Genomic DNA, 25,744 nt, shown 5'->3' on the forward strand with positions numbered 1-25,744 from the left:
AAATGGTGAGACCGTCATTGCAAGGAGAGGGGAGAAGTTTTTTATTTAAGACGGACTTCAACTCCCCCGAAGCAATCACATTTACGATGTTTATATGTGAAGCATCAGCGGTGAGATGACGGGAAAAAGGAGTCCAGCCAAAGATGTAGAAATAATGCATTATGACCACCAGGACCGTCCAATAGCCTCGCAGAACGGAAATCTGAGGGGGCAAAACAAATGGTACTACACCAAATATGATGCACTAGGTAGGGTAATCATGACCGGTATCACTTCCCAATCCCCTACAGGTGCCGGTTCCGGTAGCAACATGCCGAATTAAATGCGCGTACAGCTGAAATAAAAACAGGATCCCAAAGGTGGAGGTTTAGGTGCCGGACTTACAGGTGGTGATTTTTGGAGAGGGGCGGCAGTAGGTGCGACAGTGGCAGGATTGAATCACTTAGCACACCGAATGCAAGAAAATCCTTGGGAAAATACAGGGAAATATGAAAAAAGCGGAAGGTTAATTGGTGTCCATAGGGTAATCAGCCAAAAGGATGGATATATAACCAATGCGGATAAAAGAGGTACCTTTTTTACCTTGCATACAAATGGTGACATTGTAATTAATAGTATTATTAATGACCCGGTTATTCCAGATAGTTATATCTATACTTCAAAATCACCAAAAATTTAATATTAACATGAAACCAACAACAATTTACAAGACTAAAGAATTTAAGTTTGATTTTATAAAGAATGAAGTGCAGTTGTTTAGAAATAGGTATAACTATTTAACTATACCTTTTTCAGAGGTAAAATATATTGAAATCAAGAAAGAGAGGGTCGTTCAAAATGTTTGGCTTTTGACATTTATTGGTGTATCCCTGTTTTTCTTAGGAATATTTCTCGTGAGCAACTTACTCTTTAAACTAAATGAAAGTCCGAATTACATTCCTTTGAACCATAGTGATATCAGAAGGATTGGAGCAAACATAATCCTTTCTATTTCAACTTTATTTTTTGCTTTTTATATTTTTTATTCTATCACAAGAAAAGATGTAATCCTTAAAATTAACCAAAAAAGCAAGCCTTTTCCCTTAAAAGAACTGTCAAAAAAAGGATTACAGGAACAGTTTATTGAAGAGTTAAAAATTGTATTTACAGGAGTTAATTTCGATATATAATGTTTATATAACGAAGATCAGTATTAATTAAATAAATATTGGTTTAGTTTGTTGTTTTTCAGCTGGATAGTAGACAGGGTTGGAGTATATTGAACCTATTTGAGCATAGCGAGGTCTTTAAAAAGGTCGAACTTTTCTTTTTCGGTAGCCTAACGTAGTATCCAGATCTTTGCGAGTTTTTTGGCAGCTTCGATAGAAGGGGTCATATTTTCCTTTTCAAAATTTAACGATAGTGAGGCCGTGGTCCAAATGAAGGGGGGGCAAGATCGTTCAGTGTGCTGCCGGGGGATACGATCAGAATGGAAGTTTATGGAAAATACATAGATCTGGCCAAAACCAATCCTGCAGTGATGTCAGTATTGATGGGGCTGACAGGAGGAAATGCTACAGGTTTAGGTATAGACGGCAATGGTGTCGCCCAGACCGGATCATTGGCAGGAGGCAACAAAGGTTTATCTGGTCTGCTTGGAGGTAAAAAGCAAAAGGGCGATGCACCTCCCGCTTACCTGAACTACCTGTTCTTTGATACCGAGATGAGGTTTAAGTACGGAGGCTTTGTCCAGATGAGTGAGGCGGCCTACGAGGACCGATCCAACACCGCCCATGAAAGATTATCTTAGGACCGAGCGTATAAAAAGCTTTGATAAAGCTTTTAGCGAGGGGCCAGCAGGTGGGGAGGCGTGGCAGATGAAGCGGGATATTTCTATATTTACTTGAGTAACGGCCGGGCAGTTTCGTCTACAAGGTAATCCACCGTTACGCTGAATGCATCGGCGATTTTCTTTGCCGTCTCTACCGAGGGTAAGGCTTCGTTGCGTTCATACTTGCCAATAGCCTCTCTTGAAGCTCCGATTTTTTTAGATAGTTCATCCGTTTTGCTTGCGTAGCTGCGCTATCCTGTCACCTGTTTTAGTCATGATTACACTTTTAAAAGGATGATCATGCAGTAATAATCCAAAAATGCGGTAAAAAGATGCATAAAAAAGATGATAGTAGTTTTTTTGAGTATAGGGATGATTTTATAGATTTGCGTCTGATTATACACATTATAAAAAAAAAATAGAGATTTTTGGTATGGAGATCCAGGCGATAAAGTCCCGGCTTGCGCTATCCCAGGTACGCTACCAATACGGATTCAAGCCTGATTTTAGAGATCATTTATTTGTTCATGAATATGGGCATTATTTGCAAAGCCAAAGAATGGGACCTCTTTACCTGCCATTTGGAACAATGCCAGGACAACCTTATTTTGGGCCAGGGCTGCCACAAATAAATCCTCATAATAATAATTTTATAACACTGTTATGAGTAAGATAGAGGATTTAAATTTTAAATTAACTTCACAAGGTATTCATTTGACAAGAAACAAATATACTTACCATATAATTTTATATGATGAAATTGAAAAATCATATTTAATAAAAGGTAAGTCTATAAAAAACTATGTTTTGATTTTTATTATTGGAATAATATGTATAGTTTCTTCTGGGATTTTATTATATAATTTAATAATGGGATTAAATATTGGAGAAAAGTCTGTTAGGTTTTATAATTTATTGGGCAATGGTTTAATTGTGGTTATTATGTTAGGAGGAGCTGGGTTGATTTCAATTATAAGTGCTCTTAAAAATACACCTGTTATAATAATTGTAGTAAAAAATAAAACCTATAAACTTAGAATCAACCGTAGAAAAGTAACAGAAATCTTGGATTTTTTAAGTTTGTATGGAATTAATGTTGATACACGCAATTAGAGTGATTAATTTTAGTTCTGTTTAATCATAAGTCAATGCCGATTAGTTTTATATTTTCGCTCAAATTTTCTTGTCAGCCATATTATTTCACGTGTTTTGTACACAAAAGTAACATAGGGCAAGTTGGATTAAGGTATACTACTATAATAGGAAGATTTGCCGGTAGAGCAGTACCTGTTATAGGATAGGGTATGGTAGCCTACGATTCCGGTAGTATTCTCTATCATACTCAAGTAAGGTACAATCAAATAACAGCGAGATAATATGAATAATGAATTGATTTTTAACCAAATTGTTGACTTGGTAATTAAACATAGAGGAAGGTATAAACGAAATCTTACTCGAGACACTCGGTTAAGTGAAGATTTAGGAATGAGTGGTGATGATGCTGGTGAATTTATTCAAGACTTTGCAAGATCTTTTAATGTGGACTTATCTGAATTTAATTTTGATAATTATTTTGCTAATGAAGGGTTCAATTTATTCAGTTTTATTTATTCCATAATAGGGGGGGATTATCAACCTATTACAATAGGAGATTTAGAGAAATCCGCAAAAAATGGAAAATGGATCAAGGGTCGATAAACCATCTAAGCCTTCTTTCATACTTTCAATGTTGCTGCCCAAACACTGCCTTTAGCAAAGCTTGTGGAGGTAGTGGTAATCCAGAGGTTCGGTAAGCATATTTGGAGGCAAGGCTTTACATGAACTAGGAAGAGCAGCGGCTCATGGTTATGGTAATATGATGGTTGGAAATGCATTTGGTCAGCAAGCTAGATTATCAACATTTGCACCTGCTGGGTACCGGCGGCGGAACTGACAATAAAAACAAATAGGTTTATGGATATATTTAGTATACTATTTGGAGTATGCCTAATTCTTATTTCAATAATTATTTTTACAATTCAAATGAGAGATAAGACATATACAAAAAAAGAGTTTCATATGGGGAATGTCAATATATACTATGCTGGAATAGCCTCATTATTGGCGGGATTGTATTTCTTTATTAGTGCGTTTTAGTACAAGTGGGCAAAGGAAAAGCACCGTATGCCGGTGCTTTTCCAATTCAATAAATATCCTTTCTGTGTCCTAAATCAATCACATCCACGAGAAGTACGCTTTCCTTAATCTCGTAGATGATTCGGTAATCGGCCACACGTACACGTTAGCCGTCCCTTCCTTTTAGCTTCTTGCAGCCTTTTGGGCGTGGATCGTTTCCCAGGTCCAGTATGGCGGTTTTGATATTGGAATAATACGGTTCCGGAATCTTGGCGAGCTTTTTCTGCGCTTTGCGCTCAACACGGACTTTGTACATTATTTTTGTTTTTGTCCGCGTTTTTTCTCAATCTCCCTTAAAGCCTGTTCCGCGTCTATAAACTCCTGTTTGCCCTTTTTGGCGGCATCATAGAGTTTAATGTCTTCGAGTTCTTCCAGATCATCCACCATTTTGTTGTACTCCTTGATGGGAAGAATGACGGCAAGTTTTTTGCCATCGTCGTCAGTTATAAATTGTGTTCTCATTGCATATAAGCTTTTTGGGCGTTTCTGTCCCGGATCACCGTATCGATCAAAAAGAAAAGTTTGTCCTTTATCGTTGGGCTCAGGGCTTCGATATCCTGCAGCCGCTGTACTGTTTTTTTGTCAAACCTGGCGTTTTGCCCTACTCCCACGAGATAATCCAAAGACACCTCAAAGGCATCTGCGATTTTCTTGGCGGCATCGATGGACGGAATGGCTTCCCCCCGTTCGTATTTACCGATCATTACACGGGATACGTTGCTGTTGTTGGCCAAATCGGTCTGTGACCAGTTCTTGGAATCCCTTAAAGTAGCAATTATTTTGCCTGATTCCATACCTGATAGGATACAATTGTACTTCGTAATCCATGTTTAAGACTAATTTACGTAAATAAAAGATAGATTTTAAAAATCACCCTAATGATTTCGAAATTTAAGCGATTGAAAGCGCAACAGGAAAGTCTGATTGAATTAATTTCCGAACAGCAGAAAAAGCTGGAGGGAGGACTGAGAGATATGAATACGGGGGAATGGAGTTTTCCACAATCGGACCCTGTATAGGAAAGTGTATTAACCTCACACATGATGCCTGATAACCACCGATTATCCGAAGATGCGGAACCGGATGTTCGTGACTCCTATCTTTGATATCAAAAGCTAATGGAAGGTCTGGGTAAGCATTTTAAGATGCATCGGATGCGGCGGTGCAAGCCATATATCCGGAAGCAAAATTGGCCGTACCCGAACATTTTTGTCCGTTCACATGGGCTGAAATTATCCAATAGGCCTTATAAAGTCATTTTCAACAATGATTTCTTGGCATAACTATAGAACAGTATCTTGAAATCCAAACATGTTTTGGAAGAAAGTCTTTATTGTCCAGTGTCATTGAAATAAATTGGCCTATGCATGGTAATATCCTTAAAATAGCCTTCAGAAATTTCTGGAAAAGCAAATCCATTTCCTTAATCAATATTCTCGGGTTTTCTATGGGAATAGCGATATGCATGGTCATCTCGTTGTTTTTGGTAAACGAACTGAGCTATGACCATCACCATGAGCGGGCAGACCGCATCTATCGGACCAATACCACTTTATGGTATGGAGGAAACCACCTGAACATGGTGTATGCGCCGGCCCCACTGGCAGAGACGCTCAAAACGGAATTTCCCGAGGTGGAGGCAGCCGTTCATTTCCGTAATCAGGGTGCTTTTTTGGTAAAACGTGAAGAGGAGAATATCAAAGAAGGCAAAGTCATTTTTGCGGGGAAGGATTTTTTCCGGATTTTCACGGTCCCCATCCTGGAAGGGGCTGCCAAGGGAGCGCTGGATCAGCCCAGAACGATGGCGGTCAGCCGGCAAATAGCGGAAAAGTTCTTCCCCGGTGAGGAGGCGGTAGGCAAACAACTGATCCTTAACAATCATGTGGCTTATCAGATCACCGCGGTTTACGAAAACATGCCGACTACCAGTCATTTTGACTTTAATATGATCCTGGCCGCCGAAGGGCTGAGTGAAGCCAAATCTGATTTTTGGTTGGCCAATAATTTTCAGACCTACCTCCTGCTGCAGCCCGGTGCGGATCCTGCCGCACTGCAATCGAAACTCCGGGGCTTGGTAGATAAGCACATTTCACCTGCCTTTTCACAGATTATCGGAGAGGAAACTACCCTGGATAAATTTGAGGCCGCCGGAAATAAACTGGAATATACCCTCCAGCCCCTGCTGGATATCCACCTGCAAAGTGATCTGATGGGTGAATTTGAGCCCAACTTCAGCATCACCTACATCTACATGTTTGGTGCCATAGCCCTTTTTATCCTGCTGCTCGCCTGTATCAATTTTATGAACCTTTCCACGGCCAAATCAGCCACCAGGGCCAAGGAGGTAGGGGTGAGGAAGGTGATGGGATCTTCCAGAAAAGACCTGATCGGCCAGTTTATGCTGGAGACGATCCTCATGAGTCTGGTTTCCTTTGCAGTGGCCACCGTGTTGGCCAGCCTGCTTTTACCATTTTTTAATGAAATTTCCGGCAGGACCCTAACTGTTCCTTTTACTTCTCCGATCTTTTATATGGTGGTATTGTCCGGGGTGGTGCTGGTGGGTATAGTGGCAGGGATATATCCTTCATTCTTTTTATCCGGATTTTCGCCCGCTAAGGTTCTCAAAGGAAATGTAGCTCTGGGAATGAAAAGCGGGACCATCAGAAGTAGCCTGGTCGTCTTCCAGTTTGCTGTTTCCATTATATTGATATTTGCCACCCTGGTGGTCTTTAACCAATTGAATTTTATACAGAATAAAAACCTGGGCTTCAATAAGGACCAGGTGATCATGATAGAAGATATCTATACCCTAGGGGATCAGGTCCATTCTTTTAAAAATGAGCTGGTACAGAGCGATCTGATAGAGCAAGGTACCTTAAGCAGTTTCCTTCCAGTCTGGGGCACCAGCAGGTCGGACAATCCCTGGTGGGTGGAGGGCAAGGATCCCCAGCTGCCGGAAAACATGGTCAGCAGCCAAAACTGGTCCGTGGATGTGGACTATATCGAAACCCTAAACATGAATATCCTCGAGGGAAGGAATTTCTCCTTGGACTTCCCCTCGGACACCAACAGTGTAATCCTAAACGAATCAGCGGTCCGCCATTTTGGCTTTCAGGGAGATCCGATAGGCCAGCGGGTGGCAACCTTTGATGGGGATGAGGCGGGTTTTGATAAAGATAATCTGCTTTATAAAACCGTGATAGGGGTAGTGGAGAATTTCCATTTCGAATCATTGAAAGAGAATATAGGCCCCGTCATGATCTATCTGCAACTAAAGCCGCAGGGCTATGCTTCATTTAGGTTTCAGGCACAAAGTACAGGGGAGGTGGTAGAGCTCATCGAAACCAAATGGAAGGCGATGGCACCCGGACAGCCTTTTAACTATTCTTTTTTGGACGAAAGGTTTGATAGGATGTATGAGGCAGAGACGCGTATAGGCAAGGTCTTTCTGGTATTTACATGTTTTGCCATATTTATAGCCTGTCTTGGATTATTTGCATTGACGGCTTTTACCGCAGAGCAGCGCAGGAAAGAAATAGGCATCAGAAAGGCTCTAGGTGCCGATACCATCAGTATTGTTTATTTGCTTTCCAAAGAGTACACACGCCTGGTAGTCATCTCGTTTGTGATAGGTGCGCCCCTGGCTTGGATCGGCATGGGCAAATGGCTGGAATCCTACCAATATAGGACCGAAATGGGATGGGAGGTATTTACGTTTTCGGTCGGATTGGTCATCCTAGTGGCCTGGGCGGTGATGGGGTATCAGTCCATAAGGGCTGCCCTGGCCAACCCCATCAAAAGCCTCCGCAGCGAATGACCACTCCCTATCGGCCGGTCGAAAAAAACGACGTATTATGGTTTCCGTTTCCCCTCCCGTCCCCTCCATACGCCGTCCTCTAGAAACCCTTACCCATGACCATAAAAGGGTCAAACCCATCAGTAGCCATGGGTAGCCCCTCATGGGGAACAGGGATTCGTCATCCCCACGACCCTATAGGGGTGGAACTTACCCTACGCCGTCACGTCGACCGGAGCGGAGAGGTCTCCCATACGGATCCAATAACGTGCGTCCCCTAGAGGTATCCCATACCGATTCAATCCCGTAGCTGAGATTTCTCCGCTCCCTATCGGTAGGAAAAATGAAAGGTAAAGATTACACCTGAGGGAACTTAATGGTGCTGGGAAATAAAAAAGCCTCGCCTTTTGATTATTTAATAGGGGGATGACCTAATTTAGAGGCACAAAATGATGGTACAGCGCACGGCATTGGCCTGTGGTTAAACTGCGCTTTCCAAGGTCCATTATTGTCTGGGAAAAAGAATGAATGAAAACGACACAAAAAGGCTTTCAAGGCTGACGGCCATACTCACGCAGCTGCAGACCAGAAGGCTTTTGACCGCTACCGGTCTGGCAGATAAATTTAAGGTGAGCATTAGGACCATCTATAGGGACATCAGGGCATTGGAACAGGCAGGCGTTCCCATAGTCACCGAAGAGGGAAAAGGCTATACCTTGATGGAGGGTTACAAAATTCCGCCCATTATGTTTTCTGAAAGCCAGGCCAATGCCCTCATCCTGGCCGAACAGCTGGTATTGAAAAACAAAGACATATCCTTTATAAAAGATTATTCAGAGGCAATAGATAAAATCAAAGCGGTATTAAAACCTTCCGATAAAGACAAGGCAAATTTACTCGGTGAAAGGACCCGCTTTGAACAGAACATCAACAGAGAAAGGAACAGTAACAATATCTCCCGGCTGCAATATGCCCTTACCAACTTTTACCTGGTCAAAATTGACTATACCAACGAAAAGAATGTAGTTTCCAGCAGGACCATTGAGCCCTTTGCATTGATCAGCACGACAGATAACTGGTTGATGATCGCCTGGTGCCGTTTGCGGATGGGGTTCCGGTATTTTCGTTTAGACAGAATTACAGGTATGATGATTCTGACAGAGAAATTTGAACCCCATAAACTGACATTGCAGGAATATTTTGATAAATTTTATTAGGATCGTTTTACCCCTGACATAAGGCTGTCATAAGGGCCCGCTACTTTTGTATATCACTATTTAAACAATGTAAACATGCAAAAGAAAACATTCGACCCTTGGGCCTGGGGCAAAAACACCAATTCAGTACAGGCTGTAGAAATTAAAAACCCAGAAGGAACCCTTTACTGTTCGGGACAGGTGGCCCTGGACGCTAATGGGGTACCCAGTGCTGAAGACATGAGGACGCAGCTCGTCCAGACCATCCAGAACCTGGAGCAGCTCATCATGGAAGCCGGATATGACTGTGGGGGGATAGTACGGCTGAATGTATATACTACCTCTACCCAGACATTCTTCACCACCTGTATGGATGTCTATGTGCCTTTCCTACAGAAATACGGCATCCAGCAGGCCACCACTTTGCTGGAAGTGAAAGGGCTTTTTGCTAACTTGACGGTGGAGCTGGAAGCCACTGTAGTAAAATAATATGGAAAAAAGTAAAATAGAAATATTTTATCCGGCAAGCCTTACCGCGTGGAGAAGATGGTTAGAGAAAAATCACCTTTCAAAACAGGCGGTATGGCTTGTTTTTTATAAAAAATGCTCGGGTAAAAAATCCATTACCTGGAGCGGGGCAGTGGAGGTGGCACTTTGTTTTGGCTGGATAGACAGTAAGAAAGTCAAAGTGGACGAAGAAAGGTCACACCAGTTTTTCAGCCAAAGGAAACCCAGGAGTACCTGGTCAAGAATCAACAAACAGAAAGTCGGGGAACTTATCCAAAAAGGGCTGATGACCGAAGCCGGGTATAAAAGCATCACAACCGCTAAAAATAACGGCTCCTGGAACATCTTGGACGAAGTAGAAGATTTACTCCTTCCAAAGGACCTGGAAGCAGCCTTAGACCTCAGCCCTAAAGCTAAGGATTTTTATCATAGTTTGAGTCCATCCAATAGAAAGGCCATTCTGCAGTGGCTAGTAATGGCACGAAAGGCAGAAACCCGGCAAAAAAGAATAAATGATATCATCCTGAATGCAGAACAAATGCTAAAGCCGGCACACTTACGGTGAGCCATATTATCTGTAAAAGCCATTATCGCATCTGGGGTCTCCCCCATATGCTAAACTTCCATGGTTCTTGCCGATTTATCCCCGGTTAAATCACCGTCTCTTTTTTTACGTACAGCTTACCCTCCATAAGGACTGCACAGCTACCCCAAAAAAAGCTGATAGCCCATACCATCCCTACCGCCGAGCATGGATAATGGTGAATGTTCACATTATTCCGATAATTATTTTCTACAAAAACCTCTTTAAACCTAAAATAAAATAGAATTTAAATTTGTATTTAGCATTTTTAAGTTGTTTCATTTTAATTTTTTAACTAAAAACAAAATATAATTTTTATATATTTTTAACAGGGCCTTTTACGGTATGCTACCTTAAAATTATCAAACGGCTAAAAAGTTAACATTTTGAAAATATTCAATAAAGCTTATTGAATATTTGATCATATATTTTTGTCATATGTAAAAATAATAAAAATCTAAACCTGACTTATTTTAAATTACACGATATAAAAATAAATCTTTTTTAAAATATTTAAAGAAGTATTGTTTTTAACAATCCATTTTGGTTTATTTGGTAAATGGCTGTCTATCAAAATTAAAAGTAGGTCCATCTGCCTGGGGACAAAAAATAAACAAAGGCTATTCAGACCGGAAATAAAGAAAACCAAATCCGGAATCGGCTCAATTCAGTAAAAAATCTATTCACAATCAATCAACTTATCATTATGAACCAAAGATTACCAGTAAAATGTAAGAGGACCGGTACTAGGATGCTGCCACTGCTCTTGGCATTGATTGGCCTACTGCCTTCAAAAGGCTTTGGATCCGTCCTGCATACAGCTGAGGTATCTTACCTGCTGGAAAATTTAACTTTATCCATGGAAACCCTCGTAGATTTTCAGGACACACAGGTTACCGGGGTGGTCAGAGATGGTGAGGGGCAGCCTTTGCCAGGGGCCACCGTAGTTTTAAAAGGTACCTCCCGCGGTACAGTGACTGATTTGGATGGCAGGTTTACCATCAGTACAGCAGGAAGCCCACAGCCTGTTTTGGTCATTTCTTATATAGGATACCATTCACAGGAAATCATAGTGGGCAACCAGGCTTCCTTTGACATATCCATGCAGGAAGATGCCACCTCCCTTGATGCCGTAGTGGTGGTAGGATATGGTACCCAAAAAAAGGCCACCCTTACAGGAGCAGTCAGCCAGGTAACTGCAGAAGTATTTGCCAATAGGCCTATTACCAATATAAACCAGGGTATTCAGGGCACCATGCCCGGAGTCACCATAACAGGGGCATTGGGAGCGCCCGGGCAAAATGCCGGAACGATACGGATCCGAGGTATAGGTACCTGGGGAAACGCTACTCCGCTGGTGGTCATCGATGGGGTACCCGGGGGAAATCTGAATATCCTGAACCCGGATGATATCGAAAGCATCTCGGTACTGAAAGATGCAGCGTCCTCCTCTATATATGGAGTAAGGGGGGCCAACGGTGTGATAGTGATCACTACTAAAAAAGGGGCAGGTGCCCAGCCGAGTATTTCTTACACCAATTATTTCGGTAGACAGGCCCCCACTGCTTTGCCCACTTTTCTGGGATCCCCTGATTATATGACATTGTTAAATGAATCATTGCTGAACGTAGGCAGAAATCCCACTTATACCGAGGAAGAGATTGAAATAGCCAGAAATGGTTCCGATCCTAATTACTATGCAAATACCAACTGGTTAAATGAAATATATAAGCGGAGTGCACCACAGCAAAATCACAGTCTGAGCATTAACGGCGGGGATAATGACTTTAATTACTATTTGTCTTATGCCAATCTCACTGAAGGGGGATTGGTGACAGGAGATAATTTTCACGCCAACAGGCATAACCTTCGTACAAAATTCACTGCTAAAATATCGGAAAGACTGGAAGTAACGGCCAATCTGGGGTATATAGAAAGGTCATATACCGGGGCAGCATCCGGAACAGGCCCTATAGCAGCAGCCCATTCCATACTGCCCCTGGTACCTGTAAGGTTTACCACCGGCACCTGGGGATACATAGGAGGACAGTCCAACCCCATAGCAAATGCCACGGATGGAGGGACGGATGATTTTTCCTCCCAGGAATTTACCGGAAATCTGAATGCAGTACTGACTCTGGCAGAAGGCTTACGGTTAAGAGGGCAATACGGTATGTTCCGTTCTAATTCGAAGCGAACCATATTCACCAAAACCATAAACTACTTTAGCCCAGAAGATGGGTCAATGATCTATAGGACCGGATATCCCAATAAAATTGATACACGGGATTATACGGGACTGGACCAGTCCTTCATAGGAACGCTGGAGTATGACAGAATATTCAATAACCAGCATGATGTAAAGCTAATGGTGGGGGTGTCCCAGGAACAAGGGTTTACCGATAATTTTGAAGCGTCGAGAACCAATCTCGCCTCCCAGGTGGTAGGGCATATTAACCTAGGGACAGAAAACCAGCTAAACAGTGGTAGTGCTACTCAGTGGGGGCTAAGGTCACTTTTCGGCAGGGCCAATTATACGTTCAGGGATAAATACCTGGCTGAGGTTACCTTCCGCTATGATGGTTCAAGCAGGTTTGCCGAAGGCCTCAGATGGGAACTCTTTAAGGCCGCTTCACTGGGCTGGGTCTTCTCCGAAGAAGGGTTTTTTGATGGGTTGAGAAATAAAATTGAATTCGGTAAAATAAGGGCATCTTACGGTACCCAGGGAAACGATAGGATAGGGGATGGATCAGCTGCTAATAATAGGCTACAGAATTATGCCTTTAGGGACATTTTGGGCCCAGTAGCTACCATGCCCATAGGCAACACTAACACAATAGGTTACCGGCAGACTGTGGTAGCCAATAGGTTATTAAGATGGGAAACGGCCATTAAAAAGAACTTAGGATTGGATCTCGCCCTTATGGACAACAGACTGGATCTTACTGCTGATTACTTTATCAATGAAAGTGACAACCTGCTGCTTACTTTGCCTTTGCCGGATGTATTTGGCGCCCCTTACCCCACCCAAAATGCCGGAAAAGTAGAAAACAGGGGCTGGGAGATACAGGTAGGCTGGAAAGACCAGATCGGACAGGTTCAGTATGGTCTGAATTTTAATATGTTCGATGTGCGCAATAAAGTAGTCGACCTGGCCGGTACTCCTCCGACCATCGGTGATAGGGTCAGAATGGTGGGCCATCCCCTGGACGCCTTTTACGGATTAGTGGCAGAGAGAATAGCACAGGAATCTGATTTCAGGTACAATCCCGAAACGGGTACCTTTGTCCCCGATTTTCCTACCGTGGTGGGGGATCCTGTAGCGCCCGGAGACATCATATACAGAGATCTGAATGGTGATGGTGTGATCAGCCTTGATGAAGACAGACAGGTGATAGGCAGCCATATTCCAAGGTTTACGTATGGTTTGAGAGGAAATGTAGCCTGGAACGGTTTTGATTTCAGCTTCTTTTTCCAGGGAGTGGGCCAGGCAGAAGGCTATCTTACCGGCTCTACCCGCCATGCTTTTATCGATCAAAGTACAATGCCCCAAACACTGCACCTGGACAGATGGACGCCGGAAAATCCAGGGGCCAGCTACCCCCGGCTAGCCTTCCAGCAGACATTCAACCAGCGGCTGTCCACCTATTGGCTTGAAGATGCCTCCTATATAAGACTTAAAAATATCCAGTTGGGCTATACGCTCCCATCCGAACTTACCCAGCGGTTTAGGATCAGCAGGTTCAGGGTGTATGCCTCGGCAGACAATCTTTGGACCATGACCGACTACTTCTATGGATATGATCCAGAATCTCCTGTAGGAGGGGCTAGTTTTTATCCACAGGTAAAGACATATGTAGTAGGCCTTAATATCAATTTTAAATAATATTTGCCATGCAGAAATATATAATTTTCAGTTTACTGGCCGGTACCCTCTCATTGGGGGCCTGCAATGATGATTTCCTGGATATGCCCCCCTTGGATGTGGTGACCAATGAAACCTTTTGGGAAAGTGAAGAGCAGTTGATCCTGGCTTTAAATGGGCTCTATGCGAATGTTAAGGCTAAGAATACCGTGGATATGGAAAACCTGGGGGACAATACCCTTTGGCCATCTACCACCGCCTATCAGCAAATAGGAAGTGGAAATTTCGGTATAGATTTGGGAACCTTAAATACGGAATGGACCACCCAGTACCGTGCTATACGTCAGGCGAATGCATTTCTTGAAAACTATCAACGAGCAGAAATGGACCCTGACCGGAGGGAGGCCCTCGCTGGAGAGGCCAGGGTCATCCGGGCTATGGGCTACCTTTTTCTTACCAGTTTTTTTGGAGACGTACCTTTGGTTACCACTACCCTCACGGTAGATGAGGTTTATATCCCGCGCACCCCCCGCAGGGAGGTAGTGGATTTTGTCCTCCAGGACCTGGATCTTGCTGCCCGGCATTTGCCTATTGAAAGGCGTACCGGTGCTGAATTAGGTAGACTGAACAGGGGGGCAGCCTTGGCTTTGAAAGCCAGATTGGCTATCTATAACGGTATGTATGAAGTAGCAGAACTGGCAGCTAAGGAGGTGATGGATATGGGCGTATATCAACTGTACAGTACAGGGAATCCAGCCACTGATTATAATGACCTTTTCAGCTATAAAGGAAGGCAGGCTAACGGCCTGAATAGGGAAACCATCATCGCCAGGCTCCATCTGCCAGACATCGATCTTCACAATTTAAGCAGGGAGATCCAGGTTCCTGATCAGGTAGCCAGGTGGAATCCTACAAAATCCCTGGTGGACACTTATCTGATGGTAGATGGCTTACCCATAGATAGGTCACCGCTTTATTCGGAAAACAACTATAAGGAGGTTTTTCAGAACCGGGATCCCCGAATGACCCAAACCATCCTTTCTCCAGGGTCTGCCTGGGGAGGCCGGTTTGACGGCAGGGCGGTGAACCCCAACCCTGATATATTCATGGAACCCAAATTCAACAATGACAGGAGGGGATCTGTCACGATCACCGGTTACTATTTTACTAAATATGCTGAAATATCCACCATAGGACTGGTAGGAAGAGACCATAATGACATACACCTGCTCAGATATGCCGAAGTGCTGCTGACCTATGCCGAAGCCAGAATGGAACAGGGCAGGCTGACCCAGGCAGATGTGGATATGACCATCAACCTATTGAGAGACAGGGTCGGTATGAAGAGAATGGATTTGATCGAACTGGCACAGTTGGGCCTTGATGTCAGGGAAGAAATCAGGAGGGAGCGAAGGGTGGAATTGGCACTTGAAGGGCAGCGGTACTTTGATTTGTTAAGGTGGGAGAAAGGGCCTGTTTTGGCCGAAGACGTGAAGGGAATGAAAAAAGCCTGGGCCTCCAACCCCGCCCATGTGGCAAATTTTGCAGAAGATTCCCAGGGGTATATTGTGGCATTTTCCGGACGAACTTTCGTAGCCCCTAGAAATTACTTATGGCCCATACCGCTGGCTCAGCTCGAACGGTTTCCTGGTCTGGGCCAGAATCCAGGCTGGTAGGTACTATCCAAGAGATCCTTAGTGGGATAGGGTGGACAACAAAAAGTAACGGCATCAATATAAAAATATGAAAACACGATATTATAAACTATTCTTCATCAGCCTCCTGTTAGGTGCCGCATTTTATGCCTGTACCGAAGACGAATTTGGGGATATGCTTCCTCCCAGTGCTGAATTTAATTTTACTCCCGCATTGCCTATAGAAGGACAGGAAATGTTGTTTTATGCAGACCCTACAGAAGGGTCGGGTGCCATTACCTCCTGGCAGTGGGATTTTAGCGATGGGAGCACAGCTGCTAAAAGAAATCCTTATCATACCTTCCAGCAGGCAGGCACTTATGAGGTCATGCTGACCGTGGGCAATGCAGCGGGTGCCGTTCATCAATTTAAAAGATCGGTAGTGGTTTCTCCTCCCCCGAAAGAATTCGTAGGGGAACTCGTATGGAGTTTTACCAACAATACTACGGTAAGTAATATTAACGAGGGATCCAATAAACCTGCTATAGCTGAGGACGGTACCATCTACTATATAGAGGGCAACGCTGCTGCCCAGAGCAAGATGGTGGCGGTGACGGATGAAGGAAGCACAGCAGTTTTAAAATGGGCAACTGTCCTGGGTAACCAGGTTTCCAATGCTCCTTCCATAGGCCCGGATGGCAATGTATACATCAATACTTGGGCTGCCAACCGGGCCATCGCTAAAGTGGACGGGGGTTCTGGGGCTATACTGTGGAGCGGATCAGTAGGGACAGGGGTGTCAAACAATACCCCGGCAATAGATGCCCAGGGCAATGTATACCACGGGTCCCGGCAGCAGGGCTCAAACGGGGGGGCATTTTCCTGGTCACCATCCGGAGAAAAGCGATGGGAGATCACAGGAGTGGGGGCATTTTATGCCGCACCCGTCATCAGTAAAGATGGACAGACTGTATATTTCTTAAATACAAACGAAGGAAAAATCTGGGCAGTCAATGCTGCAGACGGTACATCTAAATGGTCCGAGTCTGTAGGTCCCGGCAGCGGAACCCACGGTACCTCTTTATCCATGGATGCAGACGGTACGGTATATTATACCACCAATGCCCACGTGGTAGCCATACGGGATGATGGGGCCACAGGCGCTATCAAATGGGCAGCCGCTGTAACGGGGGCTGCACAGTCGGGGGTGGTGATAGGACCAAACGGTGACCTGTATACAGGCTCTGGTGCTGGACTGCTGTCCCTTAACCCTACCAATGGAGAAATCAACTGGACTTATGACATGCAGACTACCGAAAGTGTACCTGCCGTGGATATAGATGGCAATATTTATATAGGCTCTACAGATGGCAAATTGGTAGTGGTCAACTCAGAAGGGCTGTTGTCAAAAGAATTTTCTCTGGGGACCGGAGCGGTAAACTCACCGGTGATTACCGGTGACGGGACTGTATATGTAGAAGGCCTTGATGGTACTGCCATTAAACTCCATAAAATAGCAGTGATGGAAAGCGGGCCAGCAGTATCTCCATGGCCTATGAAAGGTAAAAACCTAAAAAACACATCACTTGCTGACTGATTCAGTTTCATCCAAGCATACATTTGATTAGGGTTTATAGTTAGATAGGGCCGGTATGTTGTCGGCCCCTATTTTACATGGATCATCCCTGTTATAAAGTTTTTGACCAAAAATTGAGACCTGAATGAAAAAAAACATTGATACATTCTTGCTGGTGCTGGCATGCATCTGTATAGGCGCAGCTTCCTGTGCCCCGGCCAAACCGAAGCAGGAGGCTGCGTTATCCAAAGAGCCTGAATACTTAAGGGTTTTATGTTATAATATCCATTATGCCAATCCCCCCAGTAGGCCGGGTTACATAGACCTGGATGCGATAGCCAAGGTGATCAATACCGAAGATCCGGATGTGGTGGCGCTTCAGGAAGTGGATGTACACGTGGGTCGTTCGGGAAAAATCAATGAAGCCGAAATTCTGGCTGAAAAAACAGGTATGAAAGCCTATTTTTTTGCCAAAGCCATTGACCATGATGGGGGGGATTATGGCGTGGCCATCCTTTCTAAATATGATATCCTGGAATCCCATAATTATCCACTCCCAGATGATAGGAGTACCAATCCGGAACCCAGAGTCCTGGCTACCGCCAGGATGAAGACACCTGGAGGGTTTGAATTCGTTTTTGCCTCCACCCACCTGGAAGTAAGAAGAGAAGAGAACAGGCGCCTTCAATTGGAAGAAATAGAAAAAATCGCGGTTTCAACTGGCCTTCCTATGGTAATAGCAGGGGATTTTAATGCCAAACCTGAAAGTGAAACCATCAGCTACCTGGATAAAATATTTACACGTACCTGTGATGACTGTCCCCCCACTATTCCGGTGGTCAATCCAAACCGGGCCATTGATTTTATAGCATTCCGGCCAAAGGCTGCTTTTAAGGTGCTGGAGCATAAAGTGATCCAGGAAACATACGCTTCTGATCACCTGCCCGTGTTGGCAGTCCTGGAAATCAATAGGAAAAGTTCTAAGGAAAATTAAATATGAAAATACAGGGCTTTATACTTTCCGTAATATGGATACTGTCCCTCTGGGCTTGTGGCGAGAAAAATGAACCAGATGTGGATGCACCGGATACGGGTACATCACCTGTGACCTCTTTAAAAGTAATGTCCTACAATGTACATTACTGTAACCCCCCTTCCATGCCGGCAAACTTCATTGATGTGGATGCCATCGTCAATGTGATCAACGGTGAAAAACCGGACCTGGTAGCCCTTCAGGAAATTGATGTTAACGTCACCCGGTCGGGAAAAATCAACCAGGCACAGTTAATAGCCGGGAAACTGCACATGCGTTATTTCTTCGCCAAAGCCATTGATTTTCAGGGAGGAGATTATGGAGTACTGATTTTGTCCAGATACCCGATTACCGAAACCACCGTCCACCGGCTGCCTTCTGAGGCGGGCAGTGGGGGAGAACCACGGGTGCTGGCCACCGCTAAAGTATCACTTCCGGATGGCAGGATGCTCCGGTTTGGCAATACCCATCTGGATGCCCAGCAGGATCCTGTGAACAGGATGCTGCAGATGGGTAGGATTATGGAATGGGCAGATAAGGAGGAACTTCCGGTTATCTTGGCAGGTGACTTTAATGCCGTCCCTGGATCGGAAACTATCCGGCATCTTGATACAGGATTTACCAGAACCTGTGAAATCTGTCCACCTACCATACCGGTGATGCATCCTACCCGTGCCATTGATTATATAGCTTATCGACATCCGCAGCATTTATTCCGATCAGAAAGCCACAGGGTGTTGAACGAAACCTATGCTTCAGACCACAGACCGGTAGTGGCCACCATAGCTATCCATCCATAAGGAATTGGGAGCCACTTATTAAAGATAGATATTGCAAATAATAATTTAATAAGAGACTAGTTTTATAAAAAATTTATAAAAGTATTTGCTTATTTGTTTAATTTAAACCTTCTTTATGCTACTGGAGCTTATCTGACATCATTGTAGGTAAGAATTCCAAATATCAGTCTGAATCTTTTTATTATAGCCAATTATGAATTCAAAACTCCACGCTTCACGACGTGACTTTATCAAAAAAGCAGCTTTGGGAATGACCGCATTTTCTATAGTTCCCAGATTTGTACTGGGAGGCAAGGGCTTTATAGCGCCTAGTGACCAGCTGACCAAAGCAGTGATAGGAGTAGGGGCCATGGGAAGAAACCACTTCCCGTATGCAGCGACCAGGGTAGTGGCCGTATGTGATGTGGACCGTAACCATATAAAGAAAGCGGTGGATCTATTAGGGTCAGGCGTGAAGACCTTTGATGATTATAGGGAAATGATTCAACTGGAGGAAGTGGATATAGTCCATATCGCTACTCCGCCCCATTGGCACGGGATCATGGCTGCCGATGCGGCCAGGGCAGGAAAGGATATCTGGTGTGAAAAACCGATGACCCGGACCATAGGAGAAGGGAAGCGGGTAGTGGAGGCTGTAAAACAGCACGGAAGTATTTTCAGATTGAATACCTGGTTCAGGTTTAAAGACAACTTTTATGGCATGCGTACCCCGGTAAGGCCTATAAAAAAGCTGGTGGATAGTGGGATGCTGGGCTGGCCGCTAAAAGTTACCGTAGGCAGGCAGACCGGATATGATTGGAAGTTTTTCTGGGTGGGTAAAACCAGCCTGGAACCTATGAAAGTACCCGAAGGGCTGGATTATGAAAAATGGCTGGGTCCAGCTCCTTATAAACCTTACCATCCCCACCGGGTCCATGGTACCTTCAGAGGGTACTGGGATTATGATGGTGGAGGGCTTGGGGACATGGGGCAGCATTACCTGGATCCGGTCCAGTATTTTCTAGGAAAAGATGACACCAGCCCTGTTTCCGTAGAAATCGATGCGCCGCAGCAGCACGTGGATGCCGTAGGCACCTGGAGAAGGATCGTTTATACCTATGAGGACGGCTGTCAGATCATCCTGGACGGTGAAGGCAAAGAAGACAATAGTGCCTATATCGAAGGTCCACTGGGAAAACTCTATCCTGGTTTCCGATCAGACATACCTGATCTTGAAAGAAAACTGGCAGCCTTCCCGGACCCTGATCCGCAGGAAACCGATTTTGTAGAAGCGGTAAAGATGCGAAAGAAATTTGCCCTGAATGAAGAAAATGGCCACCGTTCATGTGTATTGGTGAACATGGGGCTGATAGCCCTCCGGCTTGGCAGATCACTTCATTTTGATCCTGTCAAACAGGAGTTTATAAACGATGAAGGCGCAAACCGTCTGGTCCATCAGCCTATGAGGGCAGATCATGTCCTAATTTGAAATTTACCCTCCATCCTTTTACCCGATGTCACGGAATGAAAATGTTCAATAAAATAACCTTAATTTTTATACTGCTCAGCCTGAACCTGACTGCCTATGCGCAAAGAACAGGTGATCAGCGGACCCTGTCCACTAAAATCGTGGATTTATTGGCTGTACTGCCTTCCCAGGACCAAAAGCATCTGGAAGAAAATATGGAGGAAATATCCGGACTCGGAATAGAAGGATTGATTGAACTTGCTGGAATGATGTCTTCGCCTGGTTCGGGGGATAATACCAAGATAGAATATGCACTGGCCGGGTATTCTTTTTATGTGTCCGATGATAGCAGGGATGCGTTAAGGGCAGATGCAGTAAAGGCTTACGGGATGGCACTGGAAAATGCCAAATACCCAGAAGTAAAAACTTTTATCCTCAATCAGCTCCGGATGGTGGGCAAAGAGGACGGGATTGCCAGTATATCCCGGTATCTCAATGATGAAAGGCACTGTGATGCGGCTGCCAGGGTCCTGGCAGGTATACCTGCTTCAGAGTCCGGAGAGGCATTAAGGCTGGCTTTAGAGGGATCTGGCAGTGTGTGCAAAGCATCAGTTTTAGCCGCTTTAGGGAGTATCAGGTACAAAAAAGCGCTTGAAGATATAACCGCATATGCCTCAGATCCATCCCTGCACCTCCGGAAACCTGCCTTATCTGCCCTAGCAAATATAGCCGATGCCTCTTCCTCCAGATTATTGAAAGAGGCTGCAGCCAGGTCATCCTATACCTATACTGAGGACAATGCCACAGGCGCTTATCTTTTTTACATACAGCGTTTAAATGAAACTGGAGATTCAGACCGGGCAGCTAAACTGGCCAGGGACTTACTGAAAATAGCGGGTCAGAAAGGTCAGGTGCACACTCAGTCTGCCGCTTTACATCTTTTGGCTGATATACATGGGCCCAAAAGCATGAAAACTTTAGTAGCAGCTGCGGGAGAGGGAGACCCTACTTTGAGAGCTGCCGCGCTGGATGCAGCCGTTCCATACATCGATCCGTCCAATCTTTCTCTATGGACAGGTAGGCTAAAGCGCATGGAGCCTGCGGCCCAGGCAGCCATCATGGCCATGTTTGGCAAGGTCGGTATAATAGAAAGCATGCCTGCACTCAGGGAAGGAATGTCCCATCCTGATATTAATGTACGGCTGGCAGCTATCGGTGCTGCAGGTAAAATAGGACATGTTGAGATGTTGCCTGCGTTTATTGAAATGATGAAAACGGCGGACTCCCTGGAAATCCGAGCAGTGAGCAATGCTGTCCTGGTGATGAAAGGAGAGGGAATATCCGATCAGGTGGCTGATGCATTAAGCGAAATGGAGCCGGCTGTCCAGGCAGCTTTTATAGCTATACTAGGAGCAAAAGCGGCCTCCCACCGGTTTGATGATGTATTTTTTTATATCCATAGCGATGACATTAAAGTCCGCCAGGCCGCAGTGTCCACACTGCCAAAAATCACGGAAGCAAATCATCTTCCTAGGCTCTATGAACTGTTGAACAATATGGAGGATTCTCCTGAAATCCAATACGTACAGCAGGCCATTATAACTGGTCTAGTAAGAGGTGATCAGGAGAATATATCTAAAGTCATACAAACGCAGATGGCCGGAATATCTGAGGATAAGCGCATCCGCTATTTCAATATATTATCCAGTATGGGAGGTCCTGCAGGTATTTTGACTATAGAAGAGGCATACAGGAAAGGGAATACGGCTACCCAACTGGCCGCACTGGAGGCCTTATCATCATGGTCTGATTTCAGTGCAGCGGATGGGCTTTTTAAGATAGCATCAGCTAGCCAGTTGGAGGGACATAGGGAGATGGCTTTAAAAGGATATGTGAGGGCGGTAAGTTTATCGGAATTTCCATCAGATCAAAAAGTGCTCTTACTTAAAAAGGCCATGAACTTGGCCAATACTTCAGAAGTGAAAAGGACCATCCTCGCTGAAATTGATAAAAACAGGACCTTTCCCGCGCTTATTTTTGCCGGAAAGTACCTGGATGATCCAGATGTTATGCAGGAAGCAGCGCAGGCTGTAATGAATATTTCATTATCTGACATGCAGTTTCACGGACCTATAGTAAGGCAATTGCTCCAAAAAACCATAAATACCCTCAAGGGTCCCGACAGCGAGTACCAGATAGCTTCCATCAAAAAGCACCTATCAGAAATGCCGTCCGAAGGAGGGTTTGTGGCACTGTTTAATGATACAGACCTGAGCGGATGGAAGGGTGTGGTAGCCGATCCTCTGGTTAGAAATAAGATGTCTCCACAGGCTTTGGCCAAAGCCCAGGCCAAAGCAGACCAAAAGATCCCTGAAGCATGGAAAGTTGAAAATGAAGAAATGACATTTCTAGGAAAGGGGGACAACATAGCCACAGCAGGTGCATATGGTGATTTTGAGTTGTTTGTGGACTGGAAAATAGTAAATGATGGGCAAAAAGAGGGTGATGGCGGTATTTATCTGCGCGGAACACCCAAGGTTCAGATATGGGACATATCCGGAGAAGATGTCGGCGCACAGGTGGGCTCAGGAGGGCTATATCATAATTCCATCCACAAAAGCACGCCTTTAAAAGTAGCTGATAATCCAGTGGGAGAATGGAACAATTTCCGGATATTGATGAAAGGGGACCGTGTGACCGTGTATCTTAATGGCGAGCTGGTGACGGATAATGTCATTATGGAAAATTATTGGGACAGGACCAGGCCTATATTTACCAGAGATCAGATAGAACTTCAGGCTCATGGCTCCAAAGTAGCATACCGGGATATATTTATCAGAGAATTACCCAGTCCAGCGCCATTTGAACTGGATCCTGCAGAAACAGAGGATGGCTTTGAGGTACTTTTTGACGGTACCAATATGTATCAGTGGCAGGGAAATACGACTGATTATGTCATCGAAAACGGTGAAATGGTGGTACACAAACCTAAATTTGGGAGCGGAGGGAATCTATTTACTAAAGAAGAGTACAGTGATTTTGTATTTAGGTTTGAATTCAAACTGACACCCGGTGCCAATAACGGCTTAGGCATAAGAGCGCCCCTTGAAGGTGATGCAGCCTATCAGGGCATGGAGATACAGATTCTGGACAATGATGCCGACATCTATAGGAATCTCAAAGAACACCAGTATCACGGATCTGTATATGGTATCATTCCGGCCAAACGGGGACATCTCAAACCTGTAGGGGAATGGAACTATCAGGAAGTGACAGTAAAAGGTCCGAATATCAAAGTCATACTCAATGGTACTACCATCCTGGAAGGAAATGTAGAAGAGGCGAGCAGGGAAGGGACTTTGGATGGCCGGGATCATCCCGGCTTAAAAAGAAAAAAGGGGTATATAGGTTTTTTGGGACATGGGTCTACTGTATGGTTTAGAAATATCCGGGTTAAAAAACTGGAATAAACACCCTTCAGAGATCGTATAAAGCGTGCGGTCAATACCTCCCAGTTCGATAATTGAATATAGGTGGAGCCATCAGTTGAATAGGATCCTTCCTGTAATCTACATGGCCGCTTATTTCCTAAGCAGGTGAGTCTAAAAGGGCGTCGAAAGCTTCATTCATATAGATGGAAATGGCACCGAGCATACGGGCATCTTTTCCCAGTTGGGAAAGTTCTATAGTGGTCTGATTTCGCAGCTGGGGAAGACTGGAAGTATTGAGGGACTGGTAGATGGGGGTTAAAATATATTGTCCGGCTTCAGCTATCTTACCTCCGATGATGATGATTTCCGGATTGAAAAGCTGTATGAGTATGGCTATGCCCTTACCGAGCTGGCTGCCTATTTCTGTCAATATGCCGATAGCATGCTGGTCTCCCGATAGTGCAGACTGGATAATAAAATCTGGATCGATGTCATCAGGATTTTTGGAGATTTCTTCATTCATGATCGAAGGCTTTCCGTTTTGATAGGCCTCTTTGGCTAGCCGTACCATGGCCATACCGGACGCTACTGTTTCCAGGCAGCCCTGTTTGCCGCAGGAACACAGGTGACCGTTTTCTACCATGGTTATATGCCCAAATTCTCCTGAAAACCCTGAAAAACCCTTGTAGATTTTACCTTCCAGCACTATTCCGAGTCCTATGCCCCAGTCGGTGTATATGCCCAGGATCTGGCTGGTGCCTGCTTTTGACCCAAATTGATATTCGGCCAAGGTCATTGCTTTTGCATCGTTTTCAATGACTACCTGTTTGTTGAATTTTTCCTGAAAAGTAGCCTTCAACGTTGACTTGGAAAAATTTTTGTTGATATAGGTATAGTTTATACCTTTTTTGGAATCAATCAGTCCTGGCATAGTAATCCCTATCCCCAGGAGCTTATCAGGGTTGATGTTTGATTCTTTGATAAAGGTATCTGCGACCTCATAGATGGTGTTGATATGGCCTTCCTGACCATCAAACTTTAAATGAACCGTATGAATATCCGTAATCCTTTCATGGCTGTTATTGTAAATGGCCATCTGTGTTCTGTTCTGACCTATGTTTATGGCCAGTATAAATATGGAGTTTGAGGCCAATCCATATAGGTCAGGCTTTCTTCCACCACTGGATTTGGCCTGCCCCTTTTTTTCTATGACCTCGTCTTTTAAAAGCTCATTGATTAAAATAGTGGAGGTGGGAAGGCTTATGCCCAACTCATTACAGATATCCATAGCTGTCTTGAATCCCTCGGTATAGATGGATTTTATGATTTTGATCTTATTATTAATCTTTTTTTTCTCTGCTGACTTCAGTGAGGAATTTTCTGAGGACAAAGGATAAAATGTATTCATGTAATGTAGGTTTCCTGCTATGTATCTCTGAAATAATTATTTCTTTTAGAAGGGCTCAAAGAATGAAAGTTTATTTTATAACACTAAAAACTACTGTTTTAGAAAAAATAAATAACTTATATTGATACTTGATTCTTTATATCAACCCTTTCTTGAAAGCCTTGTTCACCTTTACATTGGACTTTTTTGCTAAATCGATCAGGCAAGGGTGATTGAGGTAAGATAATAAGAAATATTATAAAAATATGCTTCTTTTTTAAAGATTTTAATGAAGATGCTCCAAAAGACTATTTCTTGGCTTTGAACCATCGGAATTCCGGGAAGGCCGAGCACTGGTCAGTATGGATAATAGATTAGAAAAGTAATATTATTATATCTTTAATTATCAAATAATTATCTATGGAGTGTTTTTTAGTTCATTTAGAAACCAATCCTTTTGGTACATTCAGCTGGGTACAGATCCTATGGGCTAAGGGAATTCTT

General features: G+C 44.2%; 22 protein-coding genes and 1 pseudogene. 18 read left to right on the forward strand and 5 right to left on the reverse strand.

Annotated elements, in window-relative coordinates:
• Positions 1-115: 115 nt before the first annotated feature.
• The 4 genes from EL17_RS21810 (at position 116) to EL17_RS21825 (ending at position 1,789) form a co-directional block, all read left to right on the forward strand.
• Positions 116-322 (forward strand): hypothetical protein, encoded by a 207-nt coding sequence (locus EL17_RS21810; RefSeq protein WP_035079701.1) that lies wholly within the window; start codon positions 116-118, stop codon positions 320-322.
• 132 nt (positions 323-454) lie between these two features.
• Positions 455-679, forward strand: coding sequence for a hypothetical protein (locus EL17_RS21815; protein ID WP_035079703.1), 225 nt, complete (start codon positions 455-457; stop codon positions 677-679).
• A 7-nt stretch (positions 680-686) separates the two neighbouring features.
• Positions 687-1,169 carry a hypothetical protein gene (locus tag EL17_RS21820; RefSeq protein WP_035079706.1) on the forward strand — a complete coding sequence of 161 codons (483 nt, stop codon included), beginning with the start codon at positions 687-689 and terminating at the stop codon, positions 1,167-1,169.
• A 275-nt stretch (positions 1,170-1,444) separates the two neighbouring features.
• The gene (locus EL17_RS21825; RefSeq protein WP_035079709.1) at positions 1,445-1,789 is read left to right on the forward strand and encodes a hypothetical protein; all 345 of its coding nucleotides are present in this window, start codon (positions 1,445-1,447) and stop codon (positions 1,787-1,789) included.
• Between the two features lie 89 nt (positions 1,790-1,878).
• Here the strand turns inward: EL17_RS21825 and EL17_RS23320 are convergent.
• Positions 1,879-2,034 (reverse strand): annotated as a pseudogene (locus EL17_RS23320) (helix-turn-helix transcriptional regulator); the annotation flags it as partial.
• Positions 2,035-2,473: 439 nt separating this feature from the next.
• Between EL17_RS23320 and EL17_RS21840 the strand changes: the two are divergent.
• Both EL17_RS21840 and EL17_RS21845 read left to right on the forward strand, forming a co-directional pair.
• The gene (locus tag EL17_RS21840; RefSeq protein ID WP_035079713.1) at positions 2,474-2,923 is read left to right on the forward strand and encodes a hypothetical protein; all 450 of its coding nucleotides are present in this window, start codon (positions 2,474-2,476) and stop codon (positions 2,921-2,923) included.
• Positions 2,924-3,187: 264 nt separating this feature from the next.
• Complete coding sequence (locus EL17_RS21845) at positions 3,188-3,508, forward strand: DUF1493 family protein (RefSeq protein ID WP_084166321.1); 321 nt, start codon at positions 3,188-3,190, stop codon at positions 3,506-3,508.
• 583 nt (positions 3,509-4,091) lie between these two features.
• Here the strand turns inward: EL17_RS21845 and EL17_RS23965 are convergent.
• Genes EL17_RS23965 through EL17_RS21860 form a run of 3 tightly spaced genes read right to left on the reverse strand, consistent with a single transcriptional unit; the run spans position 4,092 to position 4,779 of the window.
• Positions 4,092-4,241: a type II toxin-antitoxin system RelE family toxin gene (locus tag EL17_RS23965; RefSeq protein ID WP_205623611.1), complete on the reverse strand. Its 150-nt coding sequence runs from the start codon at positions 4,239-4,241 to the stop codon at positions 4,092-4,094.
• A complete protein-coding gene (locus tag EL17_RS21855) occupies positions 4,241-4,447 on the reverse strand; it encodes a hypothetical protein (RefSeq protein ID WP_035079719.1) in 207 nt (68 codons plus the stop codon). The genes EL17_RS23965 and EL17_RS21855 overlap by 1 nt, the downstream gene beginning before the upstream one ends.
• Positions 4,444-4,779: a helix-turn-helix domain-containing protein gene (locus EL17_RS21860; protein WP_035079722.1), complete on the reverse strand. Its 336-nt coding sequence runs from the start codon at positions 4,777-4,779 to the stop codon at positions 4,444-4,446. The genes EL17_RS21855 and EL17_RS21860 overlap by 4 nt, the downstream gene beginning before the upstream one ends.
• An 84-nt stretch (positions 4,780-4,863) precedes the next feature.
• Here EL17_RS21860 and EL17_RS23720 point away from each other — a divergent pair, with 84 nt between their 5' ends.
• From EL17_RS23720 to EL17_RS21915, 12 genes are all read left to right on the forward strand, one after another.
• Entirely contained in the window at positions 4,864-5,004 is a 141-nt protein-coding gene (locus EL17_RS23720; RefSeq protein WP_164675221.1) for a hypothetical protein, read from the forward strand.
• 344 nt (positions 5,005-5,348) lie between these two features.
• Positions 5,349-7,802, forward strand: a complete 2,454-nt coding sequence (locus EL17_RS21865) for an ABC transporter permease (protein WP_035079725.1) — start codon at positions 5,349-5,351, stop codon at positions 7,800-7,802.
• 503 nt (positions 7,803-8,305) lie between these two features.
• The gene (locus EL17_RS21870; protein WP_035079728.1) at positions 8,306-8,998 is read left to right on the forward strand and encodes a helix-turn-helix transcriptional regulator; all 693 of its coding nucleotides are present in this window, start codon (positions 8,306-8,308) and stop codon (positions 8,996-8,998) included.
• Between the two features lie 75 nt (positions 8,999-9,073).
• Positions 9,074-9,466, forward strand: a complete 393-nt coding sequence (locus EL17_RS21875; RefSeq protein WP_035079731.1) for a RidA family protein — start codon at positions 9,074-9,076, stop codon at positions 9,464-9,466.
• Position 9,467: 1 nt separating this feature from the next.
• Positions 9,468-10,049 carry a YdeI/OmpD-associated family protein gene (locus EL17_RS21880; RefSeq protein WP_035079734.1) on the forward strand — a complete coding sequence of 194 codons (582 nt, stop codon included), beginning with the start codon at positions 9,468-9,470 and terminating at the stop codon, positions 10,047-10,049.
• 724 nt (positions 10,050-10,773) lie between these two features.
• Complete coding sequence (locus EL17_RS21885) at positions 10,774-13,953, forward strand: SusC/RagA family TonB-linked outer membrane protein (protein ID WP_084166322.1); 3,180 nt, start codon at positions 10,774-10,776, stop codon at positions 13,951-13,953.
• 8 nt (positions 13,954-13,961) lie between these two features.
• Positions 13,962-15,608 (forward strand): RagB/SusD family nutrient uptake outer membrane protein, encoded by a 1,647-nt coding sequence (locus tag EL17_RS21890; RefSeq protein WP_035079737.1) that lies wholly within the window; start codon positions 13,962-13,964, stop codon positions 15,606-15,608.
• Positions 15,609-15,675: 67 nt separating this feature from the next.
• Positions 15,676-17,163, forward strand: a complete 1,488-nt coding sequence (locus EL17_RS21895; RefSeq protein ID WP_035079741.1) for a PKD domain-containing protein — start codon at positions 15,676-15,678, stop codon at positions 17,161-17,163.
• A gap of 124 nt (positions 17,164-17,287) precedes the next feature.
• Positions 17,288-18,136 carry an endonuclease/exonuclease/phosphatase family protein gene (locus tag EL17_RS21900; RefSeq protein ID WP_035079744.1) on the forward strand — a complete coding sequence of 283 codons (849 nt, stop codon included), beginning with the start codon at positions 17,288-17,290 and terminating at the stop codon, positions 18,134-18,136.
• Between the two features lie 2 nt (positions 18,137-18,138).
• Positions 18,139-18,975 (forward strand): endonuclease/exonuclease/phosphatase family protein, encoded by an 837-nt coding sequence (locus EL17_RS21905; protein WP_240486053.1) that lies wholly within the window; start codon positions 18,139-18,141, stop codon positions 18,973-18,975.
• Between the two features lie 193 nt (positions 18,976-19,168).
• A complete protein-coding gene (locus EL17_RS21910) occupies positions 19,169-20,443 on the forward strand; it encodes a Gfo/Idh/MocA family oxidoreductase (protein ID WP_035079747.1) in 1,275 nt (424 codons plus the stop codon).
• A 35-nt stretch (positions 20,444-20,478) separates the two neighbouring features.
• Complete coding sequence (locus EL17_RS21915; protein WP_084166323.1) at positions 20,479-23,892, forward strand: family 16 glycoside hydrolase; 3,414 nt, start codon at positions 20,479-20,481, stop codon at positions 23,890-23,892.
• 118 nt (positions 23,893-24,010) lie between these two features.
• Here the strand turns inward: EL17_RS21915 and EL17_RS21920 are convergent, their stop codons facing one another.
• A complete protein-coding gene (locus tag EL17_RS21920) occupies positions 24,011-25,261 on the reverse strand; it encodes an ROK family protein (RefSeq protein ID WP_035079749.1) in 1,251 nt (416 codons plus the stop codon).
• Between the last annotated feature and the right edge of the window lie 483 nt (positions 25,262-25,744).

This window comes from Anditalea andensis (genome assembly GCF_000714815.1).
In the GTDB taxonomy this organism is placed as follows: domain Bacteria; phylum Bacteroidota; class Bacteroidia; order Cytophagales; family Cyclobacteriaceae; genus Anditalea; species Anditalea andensis.

Coding starts and splice junctions, on each gene's coding strand:
- EL17_RS21810 (WP_035079701.1), top strand. CDS start 116: ATGACGGGAAAAAGGAGTCCAGCCAAAGATGTAGAAATAATGCATTAT.
- EL17_RS21815 (WP_035079703.1), top strand. CDS start 455: ATGCAAGAAAATCCTTGGGAAAATACAGGGAAATATGAAAAAAGCGGA.
- EL17_RS21820 (WP_035079706.1), top strand. CDS start 687: ATGAAACCAACAACAATTTACAAGACTAAAGAATTTAAGTTTGATTTT.
- EL17_RS21840 (WP_035079713.1), top strand. CDS start 2,474: ATGAGTAAGATAGAGGATTTAAATTTTAAATTAACTTCACAAGGTATT.
- EL17_RS21845 (WP_084166321.1), top strand. CDS start 3,188: ATGAATAATGAATTGATTTTTAACCAAATTGTTGACTTGGTAATTAAA.
- EL17_RS23965 (WP_205623611.1), bottom strand. CDS start 4,241: ATGTACAAAGTCCGTGTTGAGCGCAAAGCGCAGAAAAAGCTCGCCAAG.
- EL17_RS21855 (WP_035079719.1), bottom strand. CDS start 4,447: ATGAGAACACAATTTATAACTGACGACGATGGCAAAAAACTTGCCGTC.
- EL17_RS21860 (WP_035079722.1), bottom strand. CDS start 4,779: ATGGAATCAGGCAAAATAATTGCTACTTTAAGGGATTCCAAGAACTGG.
- EL17_RS23720 (WP_164675221.1), top strand. CDS start 4,864: ATGATTTCGAAATTTAAGCGATTGAAAGCGCAACAGGAAAGTCTGATT.
- EL17_RS21865 (WP_035079725.1), top strand. CDS start 5,349: ATGCATGGTAATATCCTTAAAATAGCCTTCAGAAATTTCTGGAAAAGC.
- EL17_RS21870 (WP_035079728.1), top strand. CDS start 8,306: ATGAATGAAAACGACACAAAAAGGCTTTCAAGGCTGACGGCCATACTC.
- EL17_RS21875 (WP_035079731.1), top strand. CDS start 9,074: ATGCAAAAGAAAACATTCGACCCTTGGGCCTGGGGCAAAAACACCAAT.
- EL17_RS21880 (WP_035079734.1), top strand. CDS start 9,468: ATGGAAAAAAGTAAAATAGAAATATTTTATCCGGCAAGCCTTACCGCG.
- EL17_RS21885 (WP_084166322.1), top strand. CDS start 10,774: ATGAACCAAAGATTACCAGTAAAATGTAAGAGGACCGGTACTAGGATG.
- EL17_RS21890 (WP_035079737.1), top strand. CDS start 13,962: ATGCAGAAATATATAATTTTCAGTTTACTGGCCGGTACCCTCTCATTG.
- EL17_RS21895 (WP_035079741.1), top strand. CDS start 15,676: ATGAAAACACGATATTATAAACTATTCTTCATCAGCCTCCTGTTAGGT.
- EL17_RS21900 (WP_035079744.1), top strand. CDS start 17,288: ATGAAAAAAAACATTGATACATTCTTGCTGGTGCTGGCATGCATCTGT.
- EL17_RS21905 (WP_240486053.1), top strand. CDS start 18,139: ATGAAAATACAGGGCTTTATACTTTCCGTAATATGGATACTGTCCCTC.
- EL17_RS21910 (WP_035079747.1), top strand. CDS start 19,169: ATGAATTCAAAACTCCACGCTTCACGACGTGACTTTATCAAAAAAGCA.
- EL17_RS21915 (WP_084166323.1), top strand. CDS start 20,479: ATGAAAATGTTCAATAAAATAACCTTAATTTTTATACTGCTCAGCCTG.
- EL17_RS21920 (WP_035079749.1), bottom strand. CDS start 25,261: ATGAATACATTTTATCCTTTGTCCTCAGAAAATTCCTCACTGAAGTCA.